This is a genomic window from Nocardioides sp. YIM 152588 (genome assembly GCF_040191335.1).
In the GTDB taxonomy this organism is placed as follows: Bacteria; Actinomycetota; Actinomycetes; order Propionibacteriales; family Nocardioidaceae; genus Nocardioides.
Genome location: NZ_JBEGDJ010000017.1, coordinates 12223 through 38903, shown reverse-complemented (window position 1 = coordinate 38903; position 26681 = coordinate 12223). Strand labels below are relative to the sequence as shown.

The following is a 26681-nucleotide window of genomic DNA, read 5'->3' as shown; positions in this document are numbered from 1 at the left end:
CAGCCCATGTCGCCGCGAGCGCGACGCCCGATCCGACGGGGCGGGCGTCACGCCGCTGGATCAGCCGGCCGCGCCTCCGAAGAAGACCTGTATCTCGACGATCTGACCGCCGACCACGGTGATGAGCTCCGCGTTGCGGTGAGTGCCACCGGTCTTCAGGTCGTACTCGTACATGATGAAGACGTCCTCGTCTCCCGCGGGAGCGACTCGTAGGAGCTCCTGACGTGAGACCCGGTCGGCGGTCGGGAAGCAGCGCTCGAAGAACGCATCCCGATCGATGTGGTCGTCCTGCGGGCTGGTGAAGGTCAGATCCCGTGCCAGCAGCGCTTCCGATGCGGCTCGGTCCTGGCGGCGGTATGCATCGAACTGGGCACGAACGACCTCTTCCGGCGTCATCGCATCTCCGATCTCGTCCTTGGGCCTTTGTACCTCCGCCGCCCTATCGGCCTGGCCGCCACGGACTCCCCATGCCGTCGGCAGCCCGCGGTAGGCGCGGCGAACCGCCGCGACCGACACACCCCGCACATGCCGATCCCCGGCCCGCCGCGCGTCACCCGTAGCGGACCTGCAGCTCCTTGACCCCATGGATCCACGAGTGGCGCAGGCGCCGCGGCTCGGCCACCTTCGCGATGTCGGGGACCCGGTCGGCGAGGACGTCGAACATCACCGCCACCTCCTGCCGGGCCAGGTTGGCGCCGAGGCAGTAGTGCGCGCCGTGCCCGCCGAACGCGACGTGCGGGTTGGGGTCGCGCGTGATGTCGAAGGTGTAGGGGTCGTCGAAGACCGTCTCGTCGAAGTTGGCGCTGGCGTAGAAGAGGCAGACCCGCTTCCCCTCGGGGATCAGGGTGCCGCCGACCTCGACGTCGCGCAGCGCGGTGCGCTGGAACACGGTCACCGGGGTCGCCCAGCGGATCACCTCGTCGACCATCGTCGACGGGCGCTCCTCCATCCAGAGCCGCCACTGGTCGGGGTGGTCGAGGAAGGCGGCCATGCCGTGGGTCAGCGCGTTGCGGGTGGTCTCGTTGCCGGCGACGGCGAGCAGGATCACGAAGAAGCCGAACTCGTCGTCGGTGAGCCCGCGGCCGTCCTCGCCGGCCTGCACCAGCCGGGTGATCAGGTCGTCGCGCGGGTTCGCCTTGCGGTCGGCCGCCAGCTCCATGGCGTACATCACGATCGCGGCGGCGGCGGCGGACGCGTCGCCCTGGATCTCCGGGTCGGAGTCGACCAGCATCGTGTTCGACCAGTCGAAGACCTTGCGCCGGTCCTCCTGGGGCAGCCCGAGGAGGTCGGCGATCACCATCAGCGGCAGCTCGGCGGCGATCTGGTCGACGAAGTCGCCGGAGCCGGCGGCGAGCGCGCGGTCGACCAGGTCGTGGGCGCGCTGGCGCGTGAGGTCGTGCAGGCTGGTGACGCTGCGGGCTGTGAAGGCGCGCGAGACGATCCGGCGCAGCTCGCCGTGGTGCGGCTCGTCCTGGTTGAGGAGCATCACCCGGGTGGCCTCCACCGACTCGCGGGTCACCTCCTCACCGTTGGTCCGGGCGATCGCGGTGTTCGCGAAGGCGGAGAAGTCCCGGCTGCGCGACACGGCGCTGACGTCGGCGTGGGAGGTGAGCGCGTAGTAGCCGGAGCCCGCTGATGGCAGCATGCCGCGCCGCGAGCCCTCCTCCTGCTCGACCCAGACCACCGGGCCGCTGCGCCGCATCTCGCGGAACACGTCGTGCGGCAGGCCGGCCTCGTTCATGTCGGGGTCGGTGGGGTCGACCGTCGTCGTGGGGACCGACAGCGGTGATGTCGTCATCCGCTCTCCTCCCTCAGCCGATCGCGGGCTCGGCCGGGGCCGCCGCGTGCGCGACGTCCTTCGCCCAGCGGTAGTCGGCCTTGCCCGACGGCGACCGCTGCAGCATCCCGACGCGGACCACCGCCTTCGGCAGCTTGTAGCGGGCGATGTGCCGCGCCGCCTCCGCGATCAGCTCCTCGTCGCTCGGGTCGGCCCCGTCGGCGACGCTGACGATCGCGACGACCTCCGAGCCCCACCGCTCGGACGGGCGCCCGACGACCATCACGTCGGTGACCGCGGGGTGGGCGGCCAGCGCCCGCTCGACCTCCTCGGCGAAGATCTTCTCGCCCCCGGAGTTGATGGTGATGCTGTCGCGCCCCAGCAGCTGGATGCGGCCGTCGTCGAGCAACCCGGCCCGGTCGCCCGGCACCGACCAGCGCTGCCCGGCCACGACCGGGAACGTCCGGGCGGTCTTGTCCGCGTCGCCGAGGTAGCCGAGCGGGATGTGCCCGGTGCGGGCCAGCCAGCCGCCGCCCTCCCCCGGTTCCAGGCGGCGGGTCCTGAGATCGTCGAGCACGGTGGTCTCCGGGCCGGGCTGGAAGACGCCCGTCTCGGAGGGCCCGCCGGCCGCCGAGACCGACGTCATCTGCATCCCCGTCTCCGAGGAGCCCGCCCCGTCGAGCAGGAAGATCGCCGGCATCGCCGCGAGCACCCGGTCCCGGATCGTCGGCGACAGCGGTGCGCCGCCGTTGTTGACCGCGATCACCGACGACAGGTCGTAGTCGCCGCGCTCGATCTCCTCCACGATCGGCCGCGCCACGGCGTCGCCCACCACCGAGAAGGTGTTGCAGGCCTCGCGCTGGCACGCCTCGAGCGCACTCGCCGCGTCCAGACGGTCGACGACGTCGGGGATCACCACCCGGCCGCCGGCGGTGAAGGTCCAGTACGCCGACCAGGTGGCCGCCGCGTGCATGAACGGCGGCAGCATCAGCATCGCGCGGCCACCGCCGGCAGCGCTCTCACGCGCCGCGGCGACCAGCTCGTCGTAGTCGGCGAACGGCTTGTCCGCCCCGAACGGAGTGCCACCCATCGAGGAGACGTAGACGTCGTGCTGGCGCCACAGGACGCCCTTGGGCATGCCGGTGGTGCCGCCGGTGTAGAGCAGGAAGAGGTCGTCGCCCGACGGCTCGGGCATCCCGCCCTCGGGCTCGGCGGTGCCCAGCGCCTCGTCGTAGTCGACGGCCCCCTCCAGCAGCGGGTTCCCGGACGCGTCCGCGACCTGCACCAGCACCCGGAGCCCGGGCAGCTGGGCGCGCACCTTCTCGACCTGCGGCGCGAAGCGCGCGTGGTAGATCAACCCGGTGGTCTGCGCGTCGCGGAGCAGGTAGAGCAGCTCCTCCTCGACGTAGCGGTAGTTCACGTTGAACGGCGCGACGCGGGCCAGCGACCCGGCGACCATGCCCTCGACGTACTCGTTGCCGTTGAGCAGGTAGAGGCCCACGTGGTCCTGGCCGCTCTCGTGCCCGCCGAGCCCGTCGCGCTCGCGGTGGACCCCGAGCCCCCGGCTGACGAGGTAGCGCGCCAGGCCCGTGGAGCGGCGCATGACGTCGGCGTAGCTCAACCGCCGGTCGCGCCAGACGATCGCCTCGTGGTCGGGCAGCGCCTCGGCCACGGCCTGGAAGACGGTGGCGAGGTTGAACCCGTGGTTCAGCTCGGGCATGGATCTCCTCGGGTGACGACGGAGTCCGCGACGATGCGCGTCCCCTTGACGAATCTGTGTGCTCGGTCACAATGAGTTTAGGCAAGTGTTCAGACGTCTGTCCAGTAACGGCTAGCCTGCACACGTCCCCTCACCGATCGCACCCCAGGAGCCAGCGCATGACCCCAGCCCCGACCCCAGCCGTGATCACCGGGGCGTCCTCCGGGATCGGCGCCGAGACCGCCCGGGTGCTGGCCCGCGCCGGACACCCGATCGCGATCGGCGCCCGTCGCGTCGACCGGCTCGACGCGCTCGCCGAGGAGCTCCGCGCCGAGGGCGCGACCGTCGTGGTCGCGCCGCTGGACGTCACCGACACCGGCAGCGTCACCGACTTCGAGAAGGTCGTCACCGCCGAGCTCGGCGGCGTCGGCGTGCTGGTCTGCAACGCCGGCCACATCGCGACCGGCGCCAGCTGGCAGACCGACCCCGAGGAGTTCGACCGCGAGGTCGCGGTCAACCTGTTCGGCGTCCAGCGGCTGCTCCGGGCGTTCCTGCCCGCGATGATCGGGCGCGGCACCGGCGACGTCGTGCTGGTCTCCTCCGACACCGCGCTGCGCTCGCGGCCGTACGCCGCGGCGTACTCCACCGCGAAGTGGGGCCTGGAGGGGCTCGCCCAGGCGCTGCACCTCGAGCTGGAGGGCACCGGCGTCCGGGCCAGCGTGGTGCGCCCCGGCGGCACCGCGACCGAGGCCGGCGCCGACTGGGACGCCGAGGCGGGGCTGCAGGTGATCGAGAGCTGGCAGCGCGCGGGCATCGCGCGCCACCCGGGCCTGCTGCACCCGAGCGCACTCGCCGACATGATCGGCTACATCGTCGCCGCGCCCCGCGGGGTCAACATCAGCTGCGTCGACGTGAACCCCGAGGCACCCCGGACCGAGGCACCCCGATGACGGCCGCCTCCTCCGACGCCCTGGCCCGGCTGCTGGCCAAGGACAGGATCACCGAGGCCCTGCACGCCTACGCCCGCGGCGCGGACCGGATCGACCTCGACCTGATCCGCTCGGTCTTCCACCCCGACGCGGTCGCCGACTACGGCTCGATGTTCCAGGGCACCGGCTACGGGTTCGCCGACTTCATCGGCCAGGTCCACCCGCCGATGTCGACCCACACCCACCACCTGTCGAACATCTCGATCAGGGTCGACGGCGACCGCGCTGGCAGCGAGTGCTACGTGCTGATGCGGGCCCGGATCGTGGCCGAGGACGGCACCGTGCAGCACCTGGCGTCCAGCGGGCGCTACGTCGACGAGTGGGAGCGCCGCGACGGGGTCTGGCGCATCGTGCACCGGCGCTACCTGCACTCCCAGGACGAGGTGTGGACGGCGGAGACCGAGCTGTTCGGGGCCGCCGGGACCCGCGACCGGACCGACCCGAGCTACGAGGTCCTCGCCCACCCGGCCGGCACGCCGGAGGTCGCCCGGTGACCGGCTCCGGCCGGCACCTGGTGATCGGCGCCTCCGGGTTCCTCGGCTCCCACGTGGTGCGGCGCCTCGCCGAGAGCGGTGAGGACGTGCGGGCCCTGGTCCGCACCACCAGCTCGACCCGCGGCATCGACGACCTCGACGTCGACCTGCGGTACGGCGACGTGCACGACGCCGAGTCCGTCCGCGCCGCCATGGAGGGGGTCGACGTCGTCCACCACTGCGTGGTCGACGCGCGTCCCTGGCTGCGCGACCCGTCGCCCATGTACCGCACCAACGTCGAGGGCGTGCGCACCGTGCTGGAGGTCGCGCGCGACCACGACCTGCGGAGGTTCGTCTTCACAAGCTCGATCGCGACGCTGCCGATCGCCGACCGACCCGTCTCCGAGACCGACACGGTCCACAACTGGCTGGACCGGGGCGGCCACTACGTCCGCTCCCGCGTCGAGGCCGAGCGCGTGGCGCTCGGCTACGCCCGCGACCACGGGGTGCCCGTCGTCGCGATGCTGGTCGCCAACACCTACGGCCCCGGCGACCACCTGCCCACCCCGCACGGCGGCTTCCTCCGCGCCGCGGTGCGGGGCAAGGCGCCGGCCTACGTCCGGGGCGTCGCCACCGAGGTCGTCGACGTGCGGGACGCGGCCCAGGCCTACCTGCTGGCGGCGGACCGGGGAGCCGCCGGCGAGCGGTACATCGTCGCCGCGCGGTGGATCAGCTCCCGCGACCTGCTCACGCTCGGCGCCGAGCACGCCGGCGTACCGGCGCCGCGGTGGGGCATCCCCCGGTCCGTGATCTCCGCGGCGGGCCTGATCGGCGAGGGCGTGGCGGCCGCGCGCGGCCGGGACCTGCGGCTGACCCGGACCACCGCCCGGCTGATGCACGTGATGACGCCGCTGGACCACAGCCGCGCGGTCGAGGAGCTGGGCTGGCGACCGCGGCCGTTCGAGGAGACCGTGCGAGACGCCACCGACTTCTTCACCTCCCAGCGCCGCCGCACCCCGACCGAGCGGGAGACCCGATGACCGCCGCCCCCACGACCGACGCGGCCACCACCACGATGCGCGCCGTCACGCTGCGCGACGGGACGCTCGGCCTGCACGAGGTCCCGCGGCCGGTCCCCGGCCCGGGCCAGGTGCTGGTCCGGACCCTGGCCTGCGCGATCTGCGCCTCGGACCACCACTACATGGACCACCCGGAGGTGGCCGCCGCGGATCGCTCCGGCGCCCGCGTCCACGCGCCGGAGGAGCACGTGGTGATGGGGCACGAGTACTGTGCCGAGCTGGTCGCGTACGGACCCGACACCCAGCGGGCCTGGCCGCTCGGCACCCGGCTCACCTCTCCCCCGGCCCTCTTCTCCGGCGGCACGATCCGGATCATCGGCATGGCTCCCGACGCGCCGGGCGGGTTCGGGGAGTACTTCCTGCTCTCCGAGGTACTGGCCCGGCCGCTCCCGGACGACCTGGAGCCGGCGACGCTCTCGCTGATCGACGCGCTCGCCGTCGGCTGGTACTACACCCGGCTCGGCACGCAGGAGGCGAACCGGGTCCCCCTGGTGGTCGGCCTCGGCGCGATCGGCCTCGGCGTCGTGCTCGCGCTGAAGCAGCGGGGCTCCGGACCCGTCGTCGCCGCCGACCACAACCCGGTACGCCGCGAGCTCGCCGCCCGGCTCGGGGCCGACGTGGTCGTGGACCCGGCGACCGAGCCGGCCTTCGCGGCCTGGCGCCGGGCAGCCTGGGGCTCGCCCGCGGAGGTGCACGACCGGATCGCGCTGTCGGGCCTGCCCACCTGCTCGGTCTACGAGTGCGTGGGCCGCGACGGCGTCCTGGCCGACCTCGTCGACGGCTGCCCGAACGACACCCGGATCCTGTCGGCCGGCGGCGCCGCGGCGGACACGATCCCGTCGGCGGCGGCGCACCTCAAGGGCGTGAACCTCCAGTTCGGCGGCGGCCCGGCGATCACCGACTGGTACGAGACGCTCGACCTCGTCGCCTCCGGAACGATCGACCCGTCGCCGCTGATCGGCGAGACCGTCGGGATCGACGGCCTCGCCGAGGCGATCGACCGGGCCCGGCGCGCCGACGCGCCGCCGCGGATCGTCTTCACCGCGTCCCCTCGAGGCTCCGGGCGATGAGCGACACGGGGTTCTACCACCGATACGGCCCCTGGGCGGTGGTCCTCGGCGCCTCCGACGGCACCGGCGAGGCGTTCGCGCGAGCCCTGGCCGACCGCGGCGTCCGACCGGTCCTGGTGGCCCGCCGGGCGTCCCTGCTGCAGCAGGTGGCCGACAGCCTGCCCGTGCCGTCCCGTGTCGTGGTGGCCGACCTCGCAGCCCCCGACGCGGCCCAGCGCATCGACGAGGCCACCGGCGACCTCGACGTCGGCCTCGTCGTCTACAACGCCGGCGCCAACACCGCCGACGGCGACTTCCTCGCCGCCGACGAGGACGCGCTGCTCTCGATGGTCGACCGCAACTGCTCGACCGTCGTCCGGGTCGCGCTGCGCTTCGGCGCCCGGCTCGTACGCCGCGGGGCCGGCGGCCTCGTGCTGGTCTCCAGCTGGGGCGCCTGGGCCGGCTCGGCCGGCATCGCGACGTACTCGGCCACGAAGGCGTTCGACCTCCTGCTCGCCGAGTCGCTGTGGGCCGAGTGGCGCGAGCACGGCGTGGATGTGCTCGCCCTGGCGCTCACCGCCACCGACACACCGACGCTGCGGCGCATGCTCGAGGAGCGCGGCGCGGACCTCGGCGAGCTGGTCGCCCCCGAGGCGGTCGCGGCGCAGGCGCTGGACCACCTGGCCGACGGGCCGACCTGGAACCTCGGGGCCGCCGACCCCACCGGCCCCGCCCCGTTCGGGGACATGCGCCGGCGCGACGCCGTCGCCCTGCTCAGCAGCGCCCACCGATCGCTCTTCGCCGAATAGGACACCACCCATGAAGATCTCCCCCCTGGTCACCGACTCCGAGCCCGCGGCGCCGGAGCGCGGCTGGCGGCCCGGCGCGCCCAACGTCGTCACCGTGGTGCTCGACGACGTCGGCTTCGGCCAGCTGGGATGCTTCGGCTCCGGCCTCGACACCCCGAACCTCGACCGGCTCGCCGGCGACGGGCTGCGGCTCACCAACTTCCACACGACCGCCCTGTGCGCGCCCTCCCGGGCCAGCCTCCTGACCGGGCGCAACCACCACCGCGTCGGCTTCGGCTGGCACCCCGACCTGCCCATGCGCTACCCGGGGTACGACGGCCGCCTCCCGGACGAGGCCGCCACGATGGCCGACGTCCTGCACGCCGAGGGCTGGGCGACCTACGCGGTCGGCAAGTGGCACCTCACCCCGAGCGACGAGCGGACGCCGGCCGGCCCGTTCACCCACTGGCCCACCGGACGCGGCTTCGAGCGCCACTACGGCTTCCTCGGCGGCGACACCAGCCAGTGGACCCCGTGCCTGGTCGACGACGCGTCCTACGTCGACGCGCCCCGCTCCCCCGAGGACGGCTACCACCTCAACGACGACCTGGCCGACCGCGCGATCGGCTACCTGCGCGACCTCCGCGCCTACCACCCCGACCGGCCGTTCTTCCTCTACTACGCCACCGGGGCCGCGCACGCACCCCACCACGCGCCCCAGGACTGGATCGACCGCTACCGCGGCAGGTTCGACCACGGGTGGGACGTGTGGCGCGAGGAGACGTTCGCCCGCCAGAAGGAGATGGGCGTCGTCCCCGCCGACGCCGAGCTCTCCCCGCGGCCGTCCTGGGTCCAGGCGTGGGACGACCTGAGCTCCGACGAGCAGCGCTTCTGCGCCCGCACCATGGAGGTCTTCGCCGCGTTCCTCGCGCACACCGACGCGGCGCTGGGGCGGGTGCTGGACCACATCGAGGCGATGGGCGAGCTCGACAACACGATCGTGGTCGTGATGTCCGACAACGGCGCCTCCGGCCAGGGCGGCCCGCACGGCTCGGCCAACGAGATGCGCTTCATCGCGCAGATGCCCGAGGACCTCGAGCGCGACCTCGCCCAGATCGACGAGCTCGGCGGCTGGCGCACCTACAACCACTACTCGTGGGGCTGGGCGCTCGCCGGGAACACCCCGCTGCAGCGGTGGAAGAAGTACACCTGGGAGGGCGGCACCCGCGACCCGCTCATCATCCGCCCCCTCGGCTGCGACGACCCGGGCGGCGTGCGCGACCACTACTGCCACGTCGTCGACATCTACCCGACCGTCCTCGCCCAGTGCGGGGTCGAGGTCCCCGCCGAGCTGCGCCGGGTCCCCCAGCTCCCGGTCGACGGCGTCGACCTGACGCCCGCCCTGCGCGACCCCGAGCACCCCGAGGTCCGCGAGACGCAGTACTACGAGCTCGAGGGCAGCCGGGCCATCTACCACCGCGGTTGGAAGGCCGTCACCGACCACGTCTACCAGGGCCAGGTCAGCGAGCGCGAGCTCGTCACCGGCAGCCACGACCTCACCACCGACCGGTGGCTCCTCTTCGACACCCGGGCCGACTTCGCCGAGCTCCACGACCTCGCGGAGACCCACCCGGAGAGGCTGCGCGAGCTGGTCGACCTGTGGTGGCACGAGGCCGGGCGCAACAACGTGCTTCCGCTCGTCGACACCGTCCTCGACCGGCTCCCCCACATGGCCAGCCGCTGGTCGGCCGGGACCAGCCGGGCGAGCGTCCCGGCCGGCGGCCGCGTCTACCACGCCGGCGTGCCCGGCATGAGCCGCACCGACTTCACCGTCTCCGCCGTGATGGCCCGGCCGGGGCCCCTCGCCGACGGCATCCTCGCCGAGATCGGCGACTGGAACGGCGGCTGGGCCCTGTACGCCCGCGACGGGCGCGTCACCTGGGTGATCAACCTGTTCGGCGTGGAGACCGTGGACCTGGTCGCCCCGGCCCCCGAGGTCCGGGAGCGGATCGACCTGAGGTTCGCCGCCGCGCGGAAGGGCGGCTGCGCGACGCTCCTCGTCGACGACGAGCCGGCGGCGAGCGTGGCGGTGCCCTTCGACGTACCGGGCCTGTGGACGCCGTCGGGCGGCTTCCTCCGCGTGGGGCACGGCAACGGGTTCCCCGTCGACGGCACCTACCGCAACCCGTGGCCGTACGCCGGCCCGCTGGCCGAGGTGGTCATCGAGCGGCACAGCCCGGGGACCACCGACGCGGCGCTGGCGCGGCGGGCGATGCACGCCACCGACTGACGGCCCGACCTCAGAGGCGGCTCGCGAGCCGGTGGTACGCCGCGTTCCACCGCAGCTCGCGCTGGAACGACCGCGGGGTGGTGTCGGCGTCGATGACGACGATCTCGGTTCCGGTCATCTCGGCGAAGTCCTCGAGCACCTCGACGCTGATCGCCTTCGACAGCACCGTGTGGTGCGGGGCGCCGGCCATCAGCCACGACTCCGCGGAGGTGGACAGGCTGGGGCGCGGCTGCCAGACCGCGCACGCGACCGGGAGCATCGGGAGCTCGGCGTCGGGCTCGACCACGTCGACCTCGTTGACCGTGAGCCGGAACCGGTCCCCCAGGTCGGAGAGGCCGGCGACGACCGCCGGGCCCGGGTCGGCGGTGAACCGCAGGCGAACGGGGTCCTCGCGGCCGCCGATCGCCAGCGGGTGGATCTCCAGCGACGGCCGGGCCGAGGTGATGGTCGGGCACACCTCGAGCATGTGCGCGCCGAGGATCTTCTCCTCGCCGGGGACCAGGTGGTACGTGTAGTCCTCCATGAAGGAGGTGCCGCCGGGCAGCCCCGCGGCCATCACCTTGGTCGCCCGGAGCAGCACCGAGGTCTTCCAGTCGCCCTCGCCGCCGAAGCCGTAGCCGTCGGCCATCAGCCGCTGCACCGCGAGGCCGGGGAGCTGGCGCAGGCCGCCGAGGTCCTCGAAGTTGGTGGTGAAGGCGCCGAAGCCGCCGTCGGCGAGGAAGGCGCGCAGCCCGAGCTCGATCCGGGCGCCGTAGCGCAGCGACGCGTGCCGGTCGCCGCCGGGCAGCAGCTCGACCGCCACGGAGTAGGTGTCGGCGTACTCGTCGACGAGCTTGTCGATGTCGTCGTCGGCGACCTGGTCGACGACGGCGACGAGGTCGTTGACGCCGTAGGTGTTGACCGAGACCCCGAACCGCAACTGGGCCTCGACCTTGTCCCCCTCGGTGACCGCGACGTCGCGCATGTTGTCCCCGAAGCGGGCCAGCCGGAGGCTGCGCAGCTCCCGCCGGCCGACGGCCGCACGGGCCCACTGGCCGATCCGAGCGGTGACCACCGGCGACTGGACGTGGCCGGCGACGGTCTTGCGGGCGACGCCGATCCGCGACTGGATGTAGCCGAACTCCCGGTCGCCGTGGGCCGCCTGGTTGAGGTTCATGAAGTCCATGTCGATCGTCGACCACGGCAGCGCGGCGTCGGCCTGCGTGTGCAGGTGGAGCAGCGGCTTCTGGAGCGCGTCGAGCCCGGCGATCCACATCTTCGCCGGGGAGAACGTGTGCATCCAGGCGATCACGCCGACGCACTCCGGGGCGCTGTTCGCGGCGAGCATCTGGCGGTGGATCGAGACCGCGTCCAGGAGCACCGGCTTCCACGCGATCGTGACGGGCATGCCGGCGGCGGCCGCCAGCCGCTCGGCGATCGCCCGGGACTGGGTGGCGACCTGCTCGAGGGTCTCGGGGCCGTAGAGCGACTGGCTGCCGGTGAGGAACCAGACCTCGGGGGCACCGGAGGACGCGGCGGTGGACGTGGCCGACAGGGTCGTCATGGCAGGGGCTCCGTTCGGATGGGACCGCGCTGGTCAGCGCTGGCCGTAGACGTTCTGGTAGCGGTCGTGGAGGGAGTCGACGTGGTGCTGGGCGACCGGGACCGGGGTGCCGAGCTGGCGGGCGATGTGCACGGTGCGCGCGACGTCCTCGCACATCACGGCCGCCTTCACGGCCGCCCTGGCGGTCGGGCCGATGGTGAAGACCCCGTGGTTCTGCATGAGGACGGCCGGGGAGCGGCTGTCGCGCAGCGTCTCCACGATGCCGCGTCCGATGGAGTCGTCGCCGATGATCGCGAACGGGCCGACCGGGATCTCGCCGCCGAACTCGTCGGCGCCCATGGTGAGGACGCACGGCACCGGCTCCGCCCGCGAGGCCCACGCGGTGGCGTACGTCGAGTGGGTGTGCACCACGCCGCCGACGTGCGGCAGGTGGCGGTAGACGTAGGCCTGCGCCTCGGTGTCGGAGGAAGGGGCGTGCTCGCCCTCCACGACGCGACCGTCGAGGTCGCACACGACCATGTTCTCCGGCGTGAGCTCGTCGTAGGAGACCCCGCTCGGCTTGATCACCAGCAGGTCGTGCCCGGGCACCCTGGCCGAGACGTTGCCGGCGGTCCAGACGACGAGCTGGTAGCGGGTGAGCTCGGCGTGCAGGGCGCACACCTCGCGGCGCAGGGCGGCGATCGTCTCCGCGACGTCGGCCACGGCGGTGGTGGGCGCGGTCATGGTCAGGCCTCCCTGCTGGTCACGGCGGCGCGGCGCAGCGCCTTGAGCGTGCGCATCGTGGTGGAGTGCCGCCCGAACTGGTCGTGGAGCTCGAGGTAGATCGCGAACAGCCGGTCGTAGGCCTGCGCGCGGGCCTCGTCGGGGACGTAGACCGCCGCGCGGACCTTGCCCATCGACTTCGCCGCGCTGGGCACGTCCGGGTAGCAGCCGGCGGCGACCGCTGCGTGGATCGCCGAGCCGAGCGCCGGCCCCTGCTCGGAGTCGATGACCGACAGCGGCAGGCGGGTGACGTCGGCGTAGATCTGCATCAGCAGCGGGTTCCTGGCCAGGCCGCCGGCGACGATGAACTCCTCCACCGGGACCCCGCTCTCCCGGAAGGTCTCGACGATCACCCGGGTGCCGAAGGCGGTCGCCTCGAGCAGCGCCCGGTAGATGTCCTCGGGCCGGGTGGCCAGCGTCTGCCCGATGAGCAGACCGGACAGCTCGTGGTCGACCAGCACCGAGCGGTTGCCGCTGTGCCAGTCGAGCGCGACCAGGCCGTGCTCGCCCACCGCCTGCCGGGTGGCGAGGCGGGTGAGGTGCTCGTGGACGGTCTCCCCCGCCGCGCCGGCCGCCTCGGCGCACCACGCCGGGACGCCGTTCGCGACGTACCACCCGAAGATGTCGCCGACGCCGCTCTGCCCGGCCTCGTAGCCCCACGAGCCGGCGATGATCCCGCCGTCGACCACCCCGCACATGCCGGGCACCTCCCGCAGCACGTCGGCGCTCATCACGTGGCAGGTCGAGGTGCCCATGATGGCGACCATCTGCCCCGGACGGACCGCCTGCGCGGCGGGCGCCGTGACGTGCGCATCGACGTTGCCGACCGCGACCGCGATGCCCGCGGGCAGCCCGGTCCACGCGGCCGCCTCGGCGCTCAGCCGCCCGGCACGCTCGCCGAGCTGTCCGATCCGGTGCGCGACCTTCTCCTCGACGAAGGAGCCGAACCCCGGGGAGAGCGCCTCGAGGTAGTCGCGCCCGGGGTAGCGGCCGTCCTGGTAGATGCCCTTGTAGCCGGCGGTGCACGCGTTGCGCACGTACTCCCCGCTCAGCTGCCAGACGATCCAGTCCGCCGCCTCGACCCAGTGGTCCATCAGGTCGTAGAGCTCGCGGTCCTCCTCGAAGAGCTGGAGCCCCTTGGCGAACTCCCACTCCGAGGAGATCAGCCCGCCGTAGCGCGGCAGCCAGGCCTCGCCGCGCTCCTCGGCGAGCCGGTTGATGCGGTCGGCCTGCGGCTGCGCGGCGTGGTGCTTCCAGAGCTTCACGTAGGCGTGCGGCCGGTCGGCGTACCCGGCCTCGACGAGCGGGGTGCCGTCGGCCAGGCACGGCACCATCGTGCACGCGGTGAAGTCCGTCGCGATGCCCACCACGTCGGCGGGATCCACCCCGGCGTCGGCCAGCGCCTCGGGCACCGCCGTCCGCAGCACCTCGCGGTAGTCCTCGGGCACCTGCAGCGCCCACTCGGGCGGCAGGGCCCGCCCCGAGGGCAGGCGGGACTCGAGCACGGCGTGCGGGTAGTCGCACACCGCGGTGCCGACCTCGGCGCCGTCGGCGACCCGGACGACCACCGCGCGGCCCGAGAGGGTGCCGTAGTCGACGCCCACCACGTACTGCTCACGTTCCGACATTCAGCTCCTCCTCATGGCTGGCTCATGGCTGGCGGGACCGGCGCGCTGCTGTCCCGTACGACGAGCTCCGGCGCGATCAGCCGCTCGGGGCAGGGCGCCCCCGCGAGGGCCGCCCGGATGATCTCGATGGCGCGCTGCCCGACGGCGGTGAAGTCCTGGCGGACCGTGGTCAGCGGCGGGATCAGGTACGCCGCCTCCGGGATGTCGTCGAAGCCGACGACGCTGACGTCGCCGGGGACCGAGCGGCCCGCCTCCGACAGCGCGCGGAGCAGCCCGAGCGCCATCTGGTCGTTGGCGCAGAAGACCGCGGTGACGTCGTCGCGCCGGGCGATCCCGACGCCCACCTCGTAGCCGCTGCGCGCCGACCAGTCCCCCTCGATCGCGGGCGCGGGGCGCAGCCCGGCCGCGTGCATCGCGTTCTGCCAGCCGGCCAGGCGGGAGCGCGACTCCGTCCACGAGGGCGGCCCGGCCAGGTGCAGGATCTCGGTGTGCCCGAGGTCGAGCAGGTGCCGGGTGCCCAGCTCGGCGCCGGCGACCTGGTCGACGCCGACGGTCCACCGCGTCTTGGCGGGGTCGCCCTCGACGACGAGCACCGGGGTGCCGAGGTCCTCCTGGGCGCGGGCCACGTCGAGGGCGTCGTCGGTGCCGCCGATGAGCACGATGGCCTCGACGCTCTGGTCGCGCAGGTGGTCGATGGCGTCGACGAGCCCGTCGCGGGTCAGGCTGGGCAGGTTCGCCGAGCTGACGTAGTAGCCGGCCTCGCGGCCCGCGGCCTGGATCGTCCGGTGGACCGTGGTCGGCCCCCAGTAGCCGCCGCGGGACCCGATCACGCCGATGGTCGCCGAGCGGCGGGTGACCAGCGCCCGCGCCGCGGAGTTGGGGCGGTAGCCGAGCTGGCGGACCGCGAGGAGCACCCGCTCCCTCGTCTCCGGCCGCAGGTTGCCCTGGCCGTTGACGACGCGCGAGACGGTCTGGACCGAGACGCCGGCCAGCCGCGCGACGTCCGCCATCACCGGGGTCCGCTCGGCCGGACCTCGCCCGAGGGTCTGGGTCACCGCTGCCGCCGAGTGGCGAACCGCTGGACGAGGACGAAGGCGAGGAGCAGCGCACCGGTGATGATCCGCACCCAGTAGGAGCTCAGCGTGCCGTCGAACGAGATCAGCACGCGGATCAGGCCGAGCACGAGCACGCCGAGCAGCGACCCGACGACGTAGCCGCGACCGCCGGTGAGCAGCGTGCCGCCGATGACCACGGCGGCGATGGCGTCGAGCTCGGTGCCGACCGCGTGCAGGCTGTTGCCGGACAGGATGTAGAAGGAGAAGAGCAGCCCGCCGAGCGCGGCGCAGAAGCCGCTGATCACGTAGACGCCGACCTTGGTGAAGGCGACCCGCAGGCCCATCAGCATCGCCGAGCTCTCGCTGCCGCCGATCGCGTAGACCGTGCGGCCGAACCGGGTCCGGGCCAGCACGTAGGCCCCGACGGCGACCACGAGCAGCGCGACGATCGCCGTCCAGCGCAGGTAGTAGTCCCCGAACCGGACGGTCTTGAACGCGAACTCGGTGAACGTCGCGTCCTTGATCGAGATCGACTCGACGCTGATCAGGAACGTCAGGCCCCGCGCCAGGAAGAGCCCGGCCAGCGTCGCGATGAAGGGCTGGATGTCGAAGTAGTGGATCAGCAGCCCCATCAGCAGGCCGAACAGGATGCCGGTGGTGAGGACCGCCGCGATCGACAGGTACGGCGACCAGCCCATCTCCAGGGTCCTGGCCGCGATCATGGTGGACAGCGCCACCACGGAGCCGACCGAGAGGTCGATGCCGCCGGTCAGGATCACGAACGTCATGCCGACCGCGAGCACGATCAGGAAGGCGTTGTCGATCAGCAGGCTGAGCAGCACCTGCGGGTCGGCGAAGCCCTCGTAGCGGACGCCGCCGACGGCGAAGAGGCCGAGGAAGAGCGCGAGGGTCGCCAGCACAGGGTAGTAGCGCGACGACGGCGTGTAGCCGCGGACGCGGTCCCAGAGGGAGTCGGCGGGGACGGTGGCGGTGCTCATGCTGCGGTTCCCTTCGCGAGGACGGGGACGACGGGGCCGCGGCGCCGGACGCGGAGCAGCGCCCGGGCCCGCGGCGACTGGAGGAGGCACACCGCGATCACGACGACCGCCTTGAACAGGTAGTTCGCCTCGGACGGGATGCCGATGTTCGGGATCGTGCGGGCGAGCGTCGCGATGAAGAGCGCGCCGACCAGGGTGCCGGTGAGGGAGAACCGGCCGCCGGCCAGCGAGGTGCCGCCGATCACCACCGCGAGGATGGCGTCGAGCTCGATCCACAGGCCGAGGCTGTTGGCGTTGACGGAGTTGGTGTTCGCGGCGATCACCAGGCCGGCGACGCCGGCGCAGAAGCCGGAGAACGCGTAGACGGTCCAGATGATCGTGCGGGCCCGGACCCCGGCCAGCCGGCTCGCCTCGGGGTTGATGCCGACCGCCTCGATGAGCATGCCGAGCGCGGTACGCCGGGTGAGCAGCGCGGTGAGCGCGAAGACCGCGAGCGCGAGGATGAACGCGACGGGCAGGGTGAGCACGTACCCCGACGCGAGGTCGCTGAAGTACGGGTTGTTGACGGTGGTGATCTGGCCGTCGGTGATGGCCATCGAGATGCCCCGGCCGGCGACCATCAGGATGAGCGTCGCGATGATCGGCTGGATGCCGGCGACCGAGACCAGGAAGCCGTTCCACGCGCCGAGCAGGACGCAGACCACGACGGCGTACGTCACCGCCATGACGGCGGTCGACAGCGCGGCCTCGTCGCCGGCCGCGACGATCCGGGTGCACGCGACGGCGGCGGCGATCGCGGCGATCGCACCGACCGAGAGATCGATGCCGCGGGTGGCGATGACCAGCGTCATGCCGAGCGCGATCAGCAGCACCGGGGCGCTGTTGCGGACGATGTCGACGAGGTTGCCGTAGAGGTGTCCGTCCTGGATCCGGATGTTGAGAAACGTCGGGGTGGCGATCACGTTCACCACGAGCAGTACGGCGAGGGCCAGCACCGGCCACAGGAGCGGGTGGCGCAGCGCGCGTCGGGCGGGGCTCAGCGTCTCAGGCACCGGGGGCCTCCTCGACGCGGGACTCGCCCGCGATGGTCTCGAGCACGTCGGCGACGGCGACGTCGGCGTTGACGCGCTCGTCGATCTTGCGGCGGTCGCGCATCACGACCAGCCGGTCGCTGAGCCGCAGCACCTCCTCGAGCTCGGCGGAGATGAAGACCACGGCCATGCCCTGGTCGGCGAGCTCGGCGACCTGGGCCTGGATCTGCGCCTTGGCTCCGACGTCGATGCCGCGCGTCGGCTCGTCGAGGATCAGCACCTCCGGCTCGGTGATCAGCCACCGGGCGAGCAGGACCTTCTGCTGGTTGCCCCCGGAGAGGTTGCGCATCAGCGCGGTCGGGTCGGCGGGCCGGATGTCGAGCGCCCCGATGTAGCGCTCGACGAGCTCGGTGCGCACCGACTGCGGTATCGGGCGCAGCCAGCCGCGGGACGCCTGCAGGGCGAGCAGCATGTTGTCCGCGACGGTCAGGTCGCCGACCACGCCCTCGGCCTTGCGGTCCTCGCTGGAGAAGGCGATGTTGCGGTCGATGGCGTGCCGCGGGCTGCGGAAGCGGCGGCGCTCCGACCGGACGGTGATCTCACCGGTGTCGCAGGTGTCGGCGCCGAAGAGGAGGCGGGCGAGCTCGGTGCGGCCCGACCCGAGCAGGCCCGCGAGGCCGATCACCTCGCCCTCGTACAGGGTGAGGTCGGTGGCCTCCAGGCAGCCCTTGCGGCCGATGCCGACGGCCCGGAGGACCGGCTCGCCGTCGCCGGACGCCATCCGGGTCCCCTGGCGGTCCAGCCGGTCCAGCGACTCCAGCTCCCGGCCGATCATCAGCTTGACGAGCTCCAGCTGGCTGGTCTCGGCGACCATCCGCTCCTCGACCAGGCGGCCGTTGCGCAGGATGGTCATCCGGTCCGCGATCTCGTAGATCTGGTCGAGGAAGTGGGAGACGAAGACGATCGCGACGCCCTGGTCGCGCAGGCGCCGCATCACCTCGAAGAGCTTCTCGACCTCGTCGGCGTCGAGGCTGGAGGTCGGCTCGTCGAGGATCAGGACGCGGGCGTCGACGTCGACCGCCCGGGCGATCGCCACCAGCTGCTGGATCGCGATCGGGTGCTCGCCGAGGAGCGAGGCCGGGTCGACGTCGAGCCCGAGCCGCTCCAGCGTCTCGCGGGCCTGGCGGTTCATCGCCCGCACGTTGATCGAGCCGAACCGCCGGGGTTCGCGCCCGAGCAGCATGTTCTCGGCGACCGTGAGGTTCGGCACCAGGTTGACCTCCTGGTAGACCGTGCTGATGCCGGCGGCCTGGGAGGCGGCGGGCGAGTGGAACTCGTGCTCCTCCCCCTCGACGAGCACCTGTCCGGCGTCGATGCTGTAGACGCCGGTGAGCGCCTTGATCAGCGTGGACTTGCCGGCGCCGTTCTCCCCCATCAGGGCGTGCACCTCGCCCGGGTAGAGCCGCACGGAGACCTCGCTGAGCGCCCGCACCGCCCCGAAGGTGATGGAGATGTCCCGCATCTCGATGACCGGTCGTCCGCGGCCGGAGGCGACGCCCGCCTCGGTGGTCTGCACGTCCATCTGCGTCATCTCGTTCCTCTCCCTGCGGTCTGCGCGTCGTGCCTCGGGGTGGTGGCGCCGGGCCCGTCCGGAGGTCCTCCGGACGGGCCCGGCGTCGCCGGTGCCGGGTGGTGACCCGGTCCCGCGTCAGTACTGGCGGTCCGGCAGCGCTGCCTTGGCCTCGTCCTGGGTGAAGGTCGTCTCCTCGGTGAGGATCCGGGCCTCGACCTCCTCGCCGGCCACGACCTTCTCGGCGATCTCCATCAGCTGGGGACCGAGCAGGGGGCTGCACTCGACGATGTAGTTGATCTCGCCGTCGGCGAGCGCCTGCATGCCGTCGTGCACCGCGTCGACCGTGATGATCTTGACGTCCTTGCCCGGCTTGAGCCCGGCGGCCTTGATCGCCTCGATCGCGCCGAGGCCCATGTCGTCGTTGTGGGCGTAGACGACGTCGATGCTGTCGTCGGACTGCAGGAACGACTCCATGACCTTCTTGCCGCCGTCGCGGGTGAAGTCGCCGGTCTGCGAGGCGGTGACCTCGATGGACGGGTCGGCGGAGATGACGTCGGCGAAGCCCTCGGCGCGGTCGATCGCCGGAGCGGCGCCCGTGGTGCCCTCGAGCTGGACGACGTTGATCGTGCCGTCGCCGTCGACGTCGGCGTCGCCGGCGTTGTCGACCAGCCACTGGCCGGCCTTCTCGCCCTCGACGACGAAGTCGGAGCCGAGGAAGGACTCGTAGAGGGAGGTGTCCTCGGAGTCGACGGCCCGGTCGGTGAGGATCACCGGGATCCCGGCGGACTTCGCCTCCTGGAGCACGGCGTCCCAACCGGTCTCGACCACGGGGCTGAAGGCGATGACGTCCACCTTCTGCTGGATGTAGGACCGGATCGCCTGGATCTGGTTCTCCTGCTTGCCCTGGGCGTCGGTGAACTTCAGCTCGATGCCGGCGTCCTCAGCGGACTCCTGGATCGACTTGGTGTTGGCGGTGCGCCATCCGCTCTCCGCGCCGACCTGGGCGAAGCCCATGACGATCGCGCCGTCCGAGTCGGAACCGGACGCTTCGGAGCCGCCGGCGCACGCGGTGAGCGTGAAGGCGCTCAGGGTGATCGCGCTCGCCGCGATCAGGGTCTTCTTGATCACTGCTCATCCTCCAGATCAGGGGGCTCGGGCCCTGTGTGACCTCTGTCACTGTTGGACGAGTGTGAGCGCTAACATTCCGGCCCGTCAAGGGCTTCCGGCAGATTGGCCGAAGAAAATGTGAGCGCTCACCCGGAGACCCGGGCCGCGGCCGTCAGGCGTCGCGCGAGGGCCGCGAGAAGGCCCACTCCAGCGTCGCCGAGTAGGTCTCGCCCGGCCTGACCTGCGCGGACGGCCACTCCGGACGGTTGGGCGTGTCCGGGTGGAGCTGCGGCTCGAGGGCGATCCCGTCGCCCTGCCGGTAGCGCGCCCCGGAGGTCGTCGTGGGCGTGCCGGCCAGGTGGTTGCCGGTATAGACCTGCAGTCCCGGCTGGTCCGACGCGAGGTCGAGGCGGATTCCCGAGCGCGGGGACTCCAGGGCCGCGTGGCGGCGCATCCCGGCGCCGCGGACGACGAAGTTGTGGTCGATGCCGCCCGACCCCAGGACCTGCGGGTCCTCCGACCGCACGGCGTCGCCCAGCCGCGTCGGGGTGCGGAGGTCGAACGGGGTGCCGTCGACCGGCGCGTGGGCACCCACCGGAATGCTGCCCGCGTCGACCGGCGTGTACTCGTCCGCCTCGATCGTCAGCAGGTGGTCGTCGACGGTCCCGGCGCCCTCGCCGTCGAGGTTGAAGTAGGCGTGGTTGGTGAGGTTGACGACCGTGGGCGCATCGGTGGTCGCCGACATCTCGATGCGCACGACATCACCGTCGACGGCGTACCGGACCGTCGCGGTGAGCTCCCCCGGGAACCCCTGGTCGCCGTCCGGGCTGACCAGCCGCAGGGTCGCCTCGTCCGGGCCGTGCGCCACGAGGTCCCAGACGCGGCGGTCGAAGCCGTCCGGCCCGCCGTGCAGGCTGTGGCCGCGGTCGTGGACGCCGACCACGACCTCGCGCCCGTCCAGCGGGAACCGCCCGTGCGCGATCCGGTTGGCGTAGCGCCCGACCGTCGCGCCGAGGTAGGCGCCGCCGGCCAGCCGGTCGTCGACCGAGGCATGCCCGAGCACCACGTTGCGCCGTACGCCGTCGGCGTCGGCGACCTCGAGGCGGTGCACCGACGCCCCCAGCGTGAGCACCTCGAGCACCACGCCGGGGGCGCGCCCGAGGGTGACCAGGTGGACCGCGCGGCCGTCGAGGGCCCCGATCTCGGTCGGGGCGGCGGCGTCGACCTCGGTCGGGGCGGCGGCGTCGGTCACGGTGTGAACGTTAACATCACGCACGCCGCGGCGCCGCCGTCGACGACCGGACGACGAGCTCCGGCGGCACCAGCGCCGCGACCGGCTCGGGCTCGCCGCCGAGGGTGCGCAGCGCGAGGTCCACGGCCCGGCGCCCCAGCGCGGAGAACGCCTGGCTGACGGTGGTCAGGCCCGGCCAGAAGTACGCCGCCTCGGGGATGTCGTCGAAGCCCACCACGCTCATCCGCCCGGGGACGTCGAGGCCGCGCTCGTGCAGCGCCTTGAGGACGCCGAGCGCCATCCCGTCGTTCGCCGCGAAGACGGCCGTCACGTCGGGGTCCTCGGCGATCCGCAGTCCGGCCTCGTAGCCGCTGCGCGGCGACCAGTCGCCGGCGATCTCCGGCCCCGGCAGCAGGGCCCGCGCCTCGTGGGCGCCGCGCCACCCGTCGCGCCGCTGCCCCGCCTCCACCCAGTCGGCGGGCCCGGTCACGTGGGCGACGTGCCGGTGCCCGAGGTCGAGGAGGTGGTCGGTCGCCAGCCGGGCACCCGCCACCTGGTCGATGCCGGCCGCCCTCGCCTGCCCCTCGCTGACTCCCTGGACCAGTACGACGGGGACGGGGAGCTCCAGGGAGAACACCTGCGCCGGCGCGTCGCGGTGGGCGACCGCGACGACCAGCGCCTCGACCGCCTCGTCCAGGAGCCGGTCGACCGCGCCCTGCAGCGACGCCGGGGAGAAGTCCGACAGGCCGACGAGCGACAGGTCGTACCCCGCCGCGTGGCAGGCCTCCTGGACGGAGACCGCGATCATGCTCGGGCCGTGCAGCGCCAGGTGCGCCGAGATCATCCCGATCCGACCCGAACGGTTGGTCGCGAGCATCCGGGCGGCGTTGTTGCGCCGGTAGCCCAGCCGCTCGATCGCGTCCAGCACCCGGGCCCGGGTCTCCTCCTTCACGAGGGGCGACTCGTTGAGCACCCGGGAGACCGTCTGGTGCGAGACGCCCGCGACCTCCGCGACCTTCGCCATGCTCGGCGACCGCTGCCTGCCCCGACTCCCCGACGCGCTCATGCTCGGCATCGTAGTTGCCGGGCGACCCCGCGCCCGGTGCCGCAGCGCCGCCCGGTCCCGCCGCGCGTCGTACTGTTCCGATGTGACCGAGTCCGGACCGGCGAGGCTGGTGGGCATCTCGCTCGGCTGCCGCGACCCCCAGCGGCTCGCCGACTTCTACCGCGGCCTGCTCGGGGGCCGCCAGCTGTGGGCGAAGGAGAGCAGCGTCGGCGTCGAGGTGCCCGGCGCCGTGCTGATCGCGCAACGGGTCGCTGACCACGATCCCCCACCCTGGCCGGGAACGGCCATCGTGCACCTCGACCTCACCGCGGACGACCTCCCCGCGGCCGAGGGGCTGGCGATCAGGCTGGGCGCTACCGTGCCGGACCAGCCGGACCGGCGCTGGCGAGTACTGCTGGATCCGGCCGGCCACCCGTTCTGCCTCACGCCGTTCACGCCGGACTCGGTGTCCTGACCGCCCGCCTCGCTGGTCTCGGACGTGGCCCGGCGACCGGCGCGGGTCGTGTGCCTGAGACCCCCGTATGCCGGGGGGTGGGGCACACGACCCCTGCAGACCGGGGCCGGGCCAGCATGTAACACGCCGTCCACCGCACTACCCGGCCGCCCGCGTTGGTTTCAGCCCGCCGCAACGGGCAGGAAGCGCCGTGAACGACCGACCAGACCGGAGGATGGCCTGTGACATCGCTTCCGCCGCAAGGCACCACGAGCGCAACGCGTTCACTCCCGATACTCGTGGTAGGGAAGCGACGCCAGGGCACAGAAATCTCGTAGCTCGCGTTCCACGCGATCTCGGTCGCTTGGTCGGGCCAAGTAGAACCAACTGGACTCAAGCTTCGACCCGTGCGCCTTGACGACGACTCGGTGGAGCCCGTCCGTAGCCACCATCACCTTAGGGAAGAAGACCCATTGCGGAAAGTGACCGACAACGCGAACCGAATAGACGTCCTCGGTCTTGACCGTCCTTGAACGACCGCGGCTCCCTTCGATCGAGAGCACACGATCCGTCGCTTGCAGCACTGGCGCGCGACGGGTGCGCAGCCACCATTCGAACGCTCCGATCGGGCCGACAACCGCCCCGGCCACCAGGAGTAGGACTGGGCCCACCATGAGGTAACCCCACCACTCAGCAACGGACAGCAGCGCGACGCCTTCCGCCAAGCACGCGACGCCCCAGAGCGTCGCCCATGTCCGGAAGAAGCCGGCTATAGGCGCACCGGGCGCCCCCTTCACGACCAGGCGAGACACCACCATCACCGACCGTGGTGCGTCTCGAAGGTAGTCGCGGGCGCATCGCCGCCCACCGCTCTCTCCATCAGCATGCCGGAGAGAGCATCCCAGGCGTGCTGGGACGGGTCGCGGCCGCCCCCGCCCGGTCAGGCGACTCGTGGAACAGCCGTCCGGGCGGGAGTTCACCGTCTCTGCCTCGGGCGTCGCGCCGGCTCCGATCAGTCCGGCCGAGCCGCGATCACGTCGTCGGCCTCGGAGAACAACGGCAGCAACGAGGCCTCCCACTGCGGAAGGTCCCGGGAGAGCGTGAGCCAGGTCAGCTCGCGGTTGATCTCGTCGTACTGATGGATCAGGAAGTTCCGGTTCGCCACCGCGAGCGCCCACTCGACGCCGGCGGGCGCGAGGACACCGAGCCGGGAAAGCCTGTTGGCGGCCTCGCCGATCTTCATCATCAGCGAGTCGCCCGCCTCCTGCAGGATCCCGTCGGCCAGGTAGTCTCCGCGCCCGCGGGCGACGATCTCCCCGACCCGGTCGAGCCAGGCTCGCACGTGGTACAGCTCCTTCGCCGCCGCCACGTCCATCAGACCAACCCCATCAGAGCAGCACCGCGTCGCGGCGGATGTCGTCGTCGAGACCGGGCTTGAGGCCGCCGTACTCGACCAGGTCGACCTCACGCCCCAGCACCCTCTCCACCAACTGCTGGAACCGGACGAAGTCGAACGACGAGGTCCCCGGCGGCGCCTCGACCAACAGATCGATGTCCGACCCCTGCCCCGCATCGTGTCGCGCGACGGAGCCGAAGACCGCGAGCCTCGCGTACCCCTGGCGTTCTGCAAGCACCTTCAAGATCGGACCCGCCGCCTCGAGCAGGACCTCCGGATGGACCGCGCCGAGGTCCGGGGCGAACTTCAGCTGCTGGCTGACCGCCGGCTGCGAGACGCCCACCGCCTCGGCGACCTGCCGCTGGCTCATGCCCGTGGCGAGCATCGCACGCAGCGACAGCACCCGGCGCAACCGGGCGACCTCCTCGCCCCGCTTCGCGTCGGAGTACGCAGCCGCCAGGTCCATAAGATCATCTTATCAGCGGATGGCCGAGGCATCTGGCTTCCATGGCGCTGCCGTCGACGATGCCGCGCGGCAGTGAATCCGGGCAGACGCGCCCGTCAGGACAGCCGAGGCCGATCGAGACCGCAGGGCCCGGCGGAGGAACAAGTGTCCAACAAATGCCCAACGGCCACTTCCGAATGATCCGGAAGTGGCCGTTGACCTGGTGTTATGTGGAGCTGAGGGGACTCGAACCCCTGACCCTCTGCATGCCATGCAGATGCGCTACCAGCTGCGCCACAGCCCCTTGCTTTGCCTCCCTCACCGGGCGACGAGAAGAACATTAGCAACACCGAATCTGAACGACGAAATCGGGGGCCACCCCGGATCGCGCGGGCCGCCCTCCGGCCGGTCCACGCGCGCCGGCCGCCGCCCCGGGGTGTGGCGTGAGTGGGGTCGTGTGCCTGAGGCATCGCCATACCGGGCCCTCAGGCACACAAGCCGCGACCGACCGACCGTGAGTGGGGTCGTGTGCCTGAGACCCACCTATGACGGGGCGTCAGGCACACGACCCGCGCCAAGCCGACGCCTACGCCGTCCGGTTGTACGCCGCCAGCCGCCACCCACCGACGCCACGCTCCTCGAGCACGGCGTACCCGCAGTTCTCCATCCCCCGCAGCTCGCCGGCCAGCTCCATCGGCCAGCCGAGGAAGGCGACGATGCCGGTGCGGGTGGCGGCGCCGTGGGAGACGACGACCCCCGTCTCGCCCGCGCCGAGCAACGCGGCCAGATCACGCAGCGCGGCCACGTACCGCGCGGCCACCGCGGCGGCGGACTCGGCGCCCACCACGTGCGACCAGTCGCCGGTCTTGAAGCGGGCGAAGCCTGCGGGGTCCTGCTCCCGGTACTCGGCGTGGGTCATCCCCTCGCGCTCCCCCAGGTGGAACTCCCGCAGCCGCGCGTCGTACGACGGCGACAGCCCGGTCTCGTCCGCCACGGCCTGCGCGGTGTCGCGGGCCCGCGAGAGGTCCGAGGACCAGAGGGTCGCGGGGCCGAGCGAGGCGATCACCGGCGCCACGGCCTTGGCCTGCAGCCGCCCGGTGTCGTTCAGCGGCGCGTCGAGCTGCCCCTGGATCCGCAGGCCGGCGTTCCAGGACGTCTGGCCGTGCCGGAGCAGGACGAGGCGGCGCGGCACGCGTCAGGCCTTGGCCGGGCCCGGGCCGTGCGGGGCGTGCACCTCGGCCGGCAGCTCGATCACGGGGCAGTCGCGCCAGAGGCGCTCGAGCGCGTAGAACTGCCGCTCCTCGGTGTGCTGCACGTGGACGACGATGTCACCGTAGTCCAGCAGCACCCAGCGGCCGTCGCGCTCCCCCTCGCGGCGGATCGGCTTGGCGCCGGCCTCGCGGAGCTTGTCCTCGACCTCGTCGACGATGGCGTTGACCTGGCGGTCGTTGGCGCCGGAGACCAGCAGGAAGGCGTCGGTGATGGCCAGCTGCTCGCTGACGTCGAAGGCCACCGGGTCGGTGGCGAGCTTGTCGGCGGCGGCGAGGGCCGCGACGCGGATGAGTCCGACGGCGTGGTCGGTGGCGGTCATGCTTCTCCTGACGACGGCTCGTCCGCGTCGGTGCGGTAGAGCCGGTGCTTGGTGATGTACTGGACGACCCCGTCCGGCACCAGGTACCAGATGGGCTGCCCCTGGGACTGCCGGGCGCGGCAGTCGGTGGACGAGATGGCCAGCGCGGGCACCTCGAGCATGGTCACCCGGTCCCCCGGCAGCGCCGAGAGCGTGGACGGATCCATCTCCGCCCCGGGCCGGGTGCAGCCGACGAAGTGCGCGAGCTCGAAGAGCTCGTCGTGGTCGCGCCAGCTGAAGATGTCGGTCAGCGCGTCCGCGCCGGTGATGAAGAACAGGTCCGCGTCGGGGCGCTCGGCGCGCAGGTCCCGCAGCGTGTCCGTGGTGTAGGTCGGCCCGTGCCGGTCGATGTCGACGCGGCTGACGGTGAACCGCGGGTTGGCCGCGGTCGCGATCACCGTCATCAGGTAGCGGTGCTCGGCCGGCGAGACCTCGCGGTCGGCCTTCTGCCACGGCTGGCCGGTGGGCACGAAGACGACCTCGTCGAGGTCGAACCAGCCCTGCACCTCCGAGGCGGCGACGAGGTGGCCGTGGTGGATCGGGTCGAAGGTGCCGCCCATGACACCGATCCGGGGACGCCGCCGAGGTGCGGCCGCCGCGGTCACGGCGGCCCCATCCGGTGCGGCACCACCCTGTGCG

The 26681-nt window shown here is 72.6% G+C and carries 26 protein-coding genes and 1 tRNA gene; 7 read left to right on the top strand and 20 right to left on the bottom strand.

What is annotated here, in order from left to right; all coding sequences use genetic code 11:
• Positions 1–60: 60 nt before the first annotated feature.
• The 3 genes from ABLM29_RS10615 to ABLM29_RS10605 are packed head-to-tail and all read right to left on the bottom strand — an operon-like array spanning position 61 to position 3497.
• Entirely contained in the window at positions 61–516 is a 456-nt protein-coding gene (locus ABLM29_RS10615; RefSeq protein ID WP_349714077.1) for a nuclear transport factor 2 family protein, read from the bottom strand.
• Positions 517–550: 34 nt separating this feature from the next.
• Complete coding sequence (locus ABLM29_RS10610; RefSeq protein WP_349714076.1) at positions 551–1798, bottom strand: cytochrome P450; 1248 nt, start codon at positions 1796–1798, stop codon at positions 551–553.
• Between the two features lie 13 nt (positions 1799–1811).
• Entirely contained in the window at positions 1812–3497 is a 1686-nt protein-coding gene (locus ABLM29_RS10605) for an acyl-CoA synthetase (RefSeq protein WP_349714075.1), read from the bottom strand.
• A 158-nt stretch (positions 3498–3655) separates the two neighbouring features.
• Between ABLM29_RS10605 and ABLM29_RS10600 the strand changes: the two genes are divergently transcribed.
• The 6 genes from ABLM29_RS10600 to ABLM29_RS10575 are packed head-to-tail and all read left to right on the top strand — an operon-like array spanning position 3656 to position 10144.
• Positions 3656–4426, top strand: coding sequence for an SDR family oxidoreductase (locus ABLM29_RS10600; RefSeq protein ID WP_349714074.1), 771 nt, complete (start codon positions 3656–3658; stop codon positions 4424–4426).
• Entirely contained in the window at positions 4423–4959 is a 537-nt protein-coding gene (locus tag ABLM29_RS10595; protein WP_349714073.1) for a nuclear transport factor 2 family protein, read from the top strand. The genes ABLM29_RS10600 and ABLM29_RS10595 overlap by 4 nt, the downstream gene beginning before the upstream one ends.
• On the top strand, positions 4956–5978 hold the full coding sequence (locus ABLM29_RS10590) for an NAD-dependent epimerase/dehydratase family protein (protein ID WP_349714072.1): 1023 nt from the start codon (positions 4956–4958) through the stop codon (positions 5976–5978). Before ABLM29_RS10595 ends, ABLM29_RS10590 begins: the two co-directional genes overlap by 4 nt.
• Positions 5975–7087 carry a zinc-binding dehydrogenase gene (locus ABLM29_RS10585; RefSeq protein WP_349714071.1) on the top strand — a complete coding sequence of 371 codons (1113 nt, stop codon included), beginning with the start codon at positions 5975–5977 and terminating at the stop codon, positions 7085–7087. Before ABLM29_RS10590 ends, ABLM29_RS10585 begins: the two co-directional genes overlap by 4 nt.
• Positions 7084–7875, top strand: a complete 792-nt coding sequence (locus tag ABLM29_RS10580; protein ID WP_349714070.1) for an SDR family NAD(P)-dependent oxidoreductase — start codon at positions 7084–7086, stop codon at positions 7873–7875. The genes ABLM29_RS10585 and ABLM29_RS10580 overlap by 4 nt, the downstream gene beginning before the upstream one ends.
• A 10-nt stretch (positions 7876–7885) precedes the next feature.
• Complete coding sequence (locus ABLM29_RS10575) at positions 7886–10144, top strand: arylsulfatase (RefSeq protein WP_349714069.1); 2259 nt, start codon at positions 7886–7888, stop codon at positions 10142–10144.
• Positions 10145–10154: 10 nt separating this feature from the next.
• Here ABLM29_RS10575 and araA read toward each other — a convergent pair whose 3' ends face one another.
• From araA to ABLM29_RS10525, 10 genes are all read right to left on the bottom strand, one after another.
• A complete protein-coding gene (gene araA, locus ABLM29_RS10570; protein ID WP_349714068.1) occupies positions 10155–11687 on the bottom strand; it encodes an L-arabinose isomerase in 1533 nt (510 codons plus the stop codon).
• A gap of 33 nt (positions 11688–11720) precedes the next feature.
• Positions 11721–12410, bottom strand: coding sequence for an L-ribulose-5-phosphate 4-epimerase (locus ABLM29_RS10565; RefSeq protein WP_349714067.1), 690 nt, complete (start codon positions 12408–12410; stop codon positions 11721–11723).
• A 2-nt stretch (positions 12411–12412) separates the two neighbouring features.
• Complete coding sequence (gene araB, locus ABLM29_RS10560) at positions 12413–14077, bottom strand: ribulokinase (protein ID WP_349714066.1); 1665 nt, start codon at positions 14075–14077, stop codon at positions 12413–12415.
• Positions 14078–14088: 11 nt separating this feature from the next.
• Positions 14089–15132: a LacI family DNA-binding transcriptional regulator gene (locus ABLM29_RS10555; RefSeq protein ID WP_349714065.1), complete on the bottom strand. Its 1044-nt coding sequence runs from the start codon at positions 15130–15132 to the stop codon at positions 14089–14091.
• Positions 15129–16130, bottom strand: a complete 1002-nt coding sequence (gene yjfF / locus ABLM29_RS10550) for a galactofuranose ABC transporter, permease protein YjfF (RefSeq protein ID WP_349714064.1) — start codon at positions 16128–16130, stop codon at positions 15129–15131. Before yjfF ends, ABLM29_RS10555 begins: the two co-directional genes overlap by 4 nt.
• Positions 16127–17182: an ABC transporter permease gene (locus ABLM29_RS10545; RefSeq protein WP_349714063.1), complete on the bottom strand. Its 1056-nt coding sequence runs from the start codon at positions 17180–17182 to the stop codon at positions 16127–16129. The genes yjfF and ABLM29_RS10545 overlap by 4 nt, the downstream gene beginning before the upstream one ends.
• Complete coding sequence (locus ABLM29_RS10540; protein WP_349714062.1) at positions 17175–18752, bottom strand: sugar ABC transporter ATP-binding protein; 1578 nt, start codon at positions 18750–18752, stop codon at positions 17175–17177. The genes ABLM29_RS10545 and ABLM29_RS10540 overlap by 8 nt, the downstream gene beginning before the upstream one ends.
• Before the next feature lie 117 nt (positions 18753–18869).
• Complete coding sequence (locus tag ABLM29_RS10535) at positions 18870–19862, bottom strand: ABC transporter substrate-binding protein (RefSeq protein WP_349714061.1); 993 nt, start codon at positions 19860–19862, stop codon at positions 18870–18872.
• A gap of 151 nt (positions 19863–20013) precedes the next feature.
• Complete coding sequence (locus tag ABLM29_RS10530; protein ID WP_349714060.1) at positions 20014–21093, bottom strand: aldose epimerase family protein; 1080 nt, start codon at positions 21091–21093, stop codon at positions 20014–20016.
• A gap of 16 nt (positions 21094–21109) precedes the next feature.
• Positions 21110–22138 (bottom strand): LacI family DNA-binding transcriptional regulator, encoded by a 1029-nt coding sequence (locus tag ABLM29_RS10525; RefSeq protein WP_349714059.1) that lies wholly within the window; start codon positions 22136–22138, stop codon positions 21110–21112.
• Between the two features lie 82 nt (positions 22139–22220).
• Here ABLM29_RS10525 and ABLM29_RS10520 point away from each other — a divergent pair, with 82 nt between their 5' ends.
• The gene (locus ABLM29_RS10520; protein WP_349714058.1) at positions 22221–22592 is read left to right on the top strand and encodes a VOC family protein; all 372 of its coding nucleotides are present in this window, start codon (positions 22221–22223) and stop codon (positions 22590–22592) included.
• A 263-nt stretch (positions 22593–22855) separates the two neighbouring features.
• Here ABLM29_RS10520 and ABLM29_RS10515 read toward each other — a convergent pair whose 3' ends face one another.
• From ABLM29_RS10515 to nadD, 7 genes are all read right to left on the bottom strand, one after another.
• Positions 22856–23383, bottom strand: coding sequence for a hypothetical protein (locus tag ABLM29_RS10515; RefSeq protein WP_349714057.1), 528 nt, complete (start codon positions 23381–23383; stop codon positions 22856–22858).
• A gap of 200 nt (positions 23384–23583) precedes the next feature.
• Positions 23584–23946 carry a HepT-like ribonuclease domain-containing protein gene (locus ABLM29_RS10510; protein ID WP_349714056.1) on the bottom strand — a complete coding sequence of 121 codons (363 nt, stop codon included), beginning with the start codon at positions 23944–23946 and terminating at the stop codon, positions 23584–23586.
• 13 nt (positions 23947–23959) lie between these two features.
• Positions 23960–24433: a nucleotidyltransferase domain-containing protein gene (locus ABLM29_RS10505; RefSeq protein ID WP_349714055.1), complete on the bottom strand. Its 474-nt coding sequence runs from the start codon at positions 24431–24433 to the stop codon at positions 23960–23962.
• A 210-nt stretch (positions 24434–24643) separates the two neighbouring features.
• Positions 24644–24716: transfer RNA gene (locus ABLM29_RS10500), tRNA-Ala, on the bottom strand.
• Between the two features lie 282 nt (positions 24717–24998).
• Positions 24999–25604, bottom strand: coding sequence for a histidine phosphatase family protein (locus tag ABLM29_RS10495; RefSeq protein WP_349714054.1), 606 nt, complete (start codon positions 25602–25604; stop codon positions 24999–25001).
• 3 nt (positions 25605–25607) lie between these two features.
• The gene (gene rsfS / locus ABLM29_RS10490) at positions 25608–26003 is read right to left on the bottom strand and encodes a ribosome silencing factor (RefSeq protein ID WP_349714053.1); all 396 of its coding nucleotides are present in this window, start codon (positions 26001–26003) and stop codon (positions 25608–25610) included.
• Positions 26000–26647 (bottom strand): nicotinate-nucleotide adenylyltransferase, encoded by a 648-nt coding sequence (gene nadD / locus ABLM29_RS10485; protein ID WP_349714052.1) that lies wholly within the window; start codon positions 26645–26647, stop codon positions 26000–26002. The genes rsfS and nadD overlap by 4 nt, the downstream gene beginning before the upstream one ends.
• Between the last annotated feature and the right edge of the window lie 34 nt (positions 26648–26681).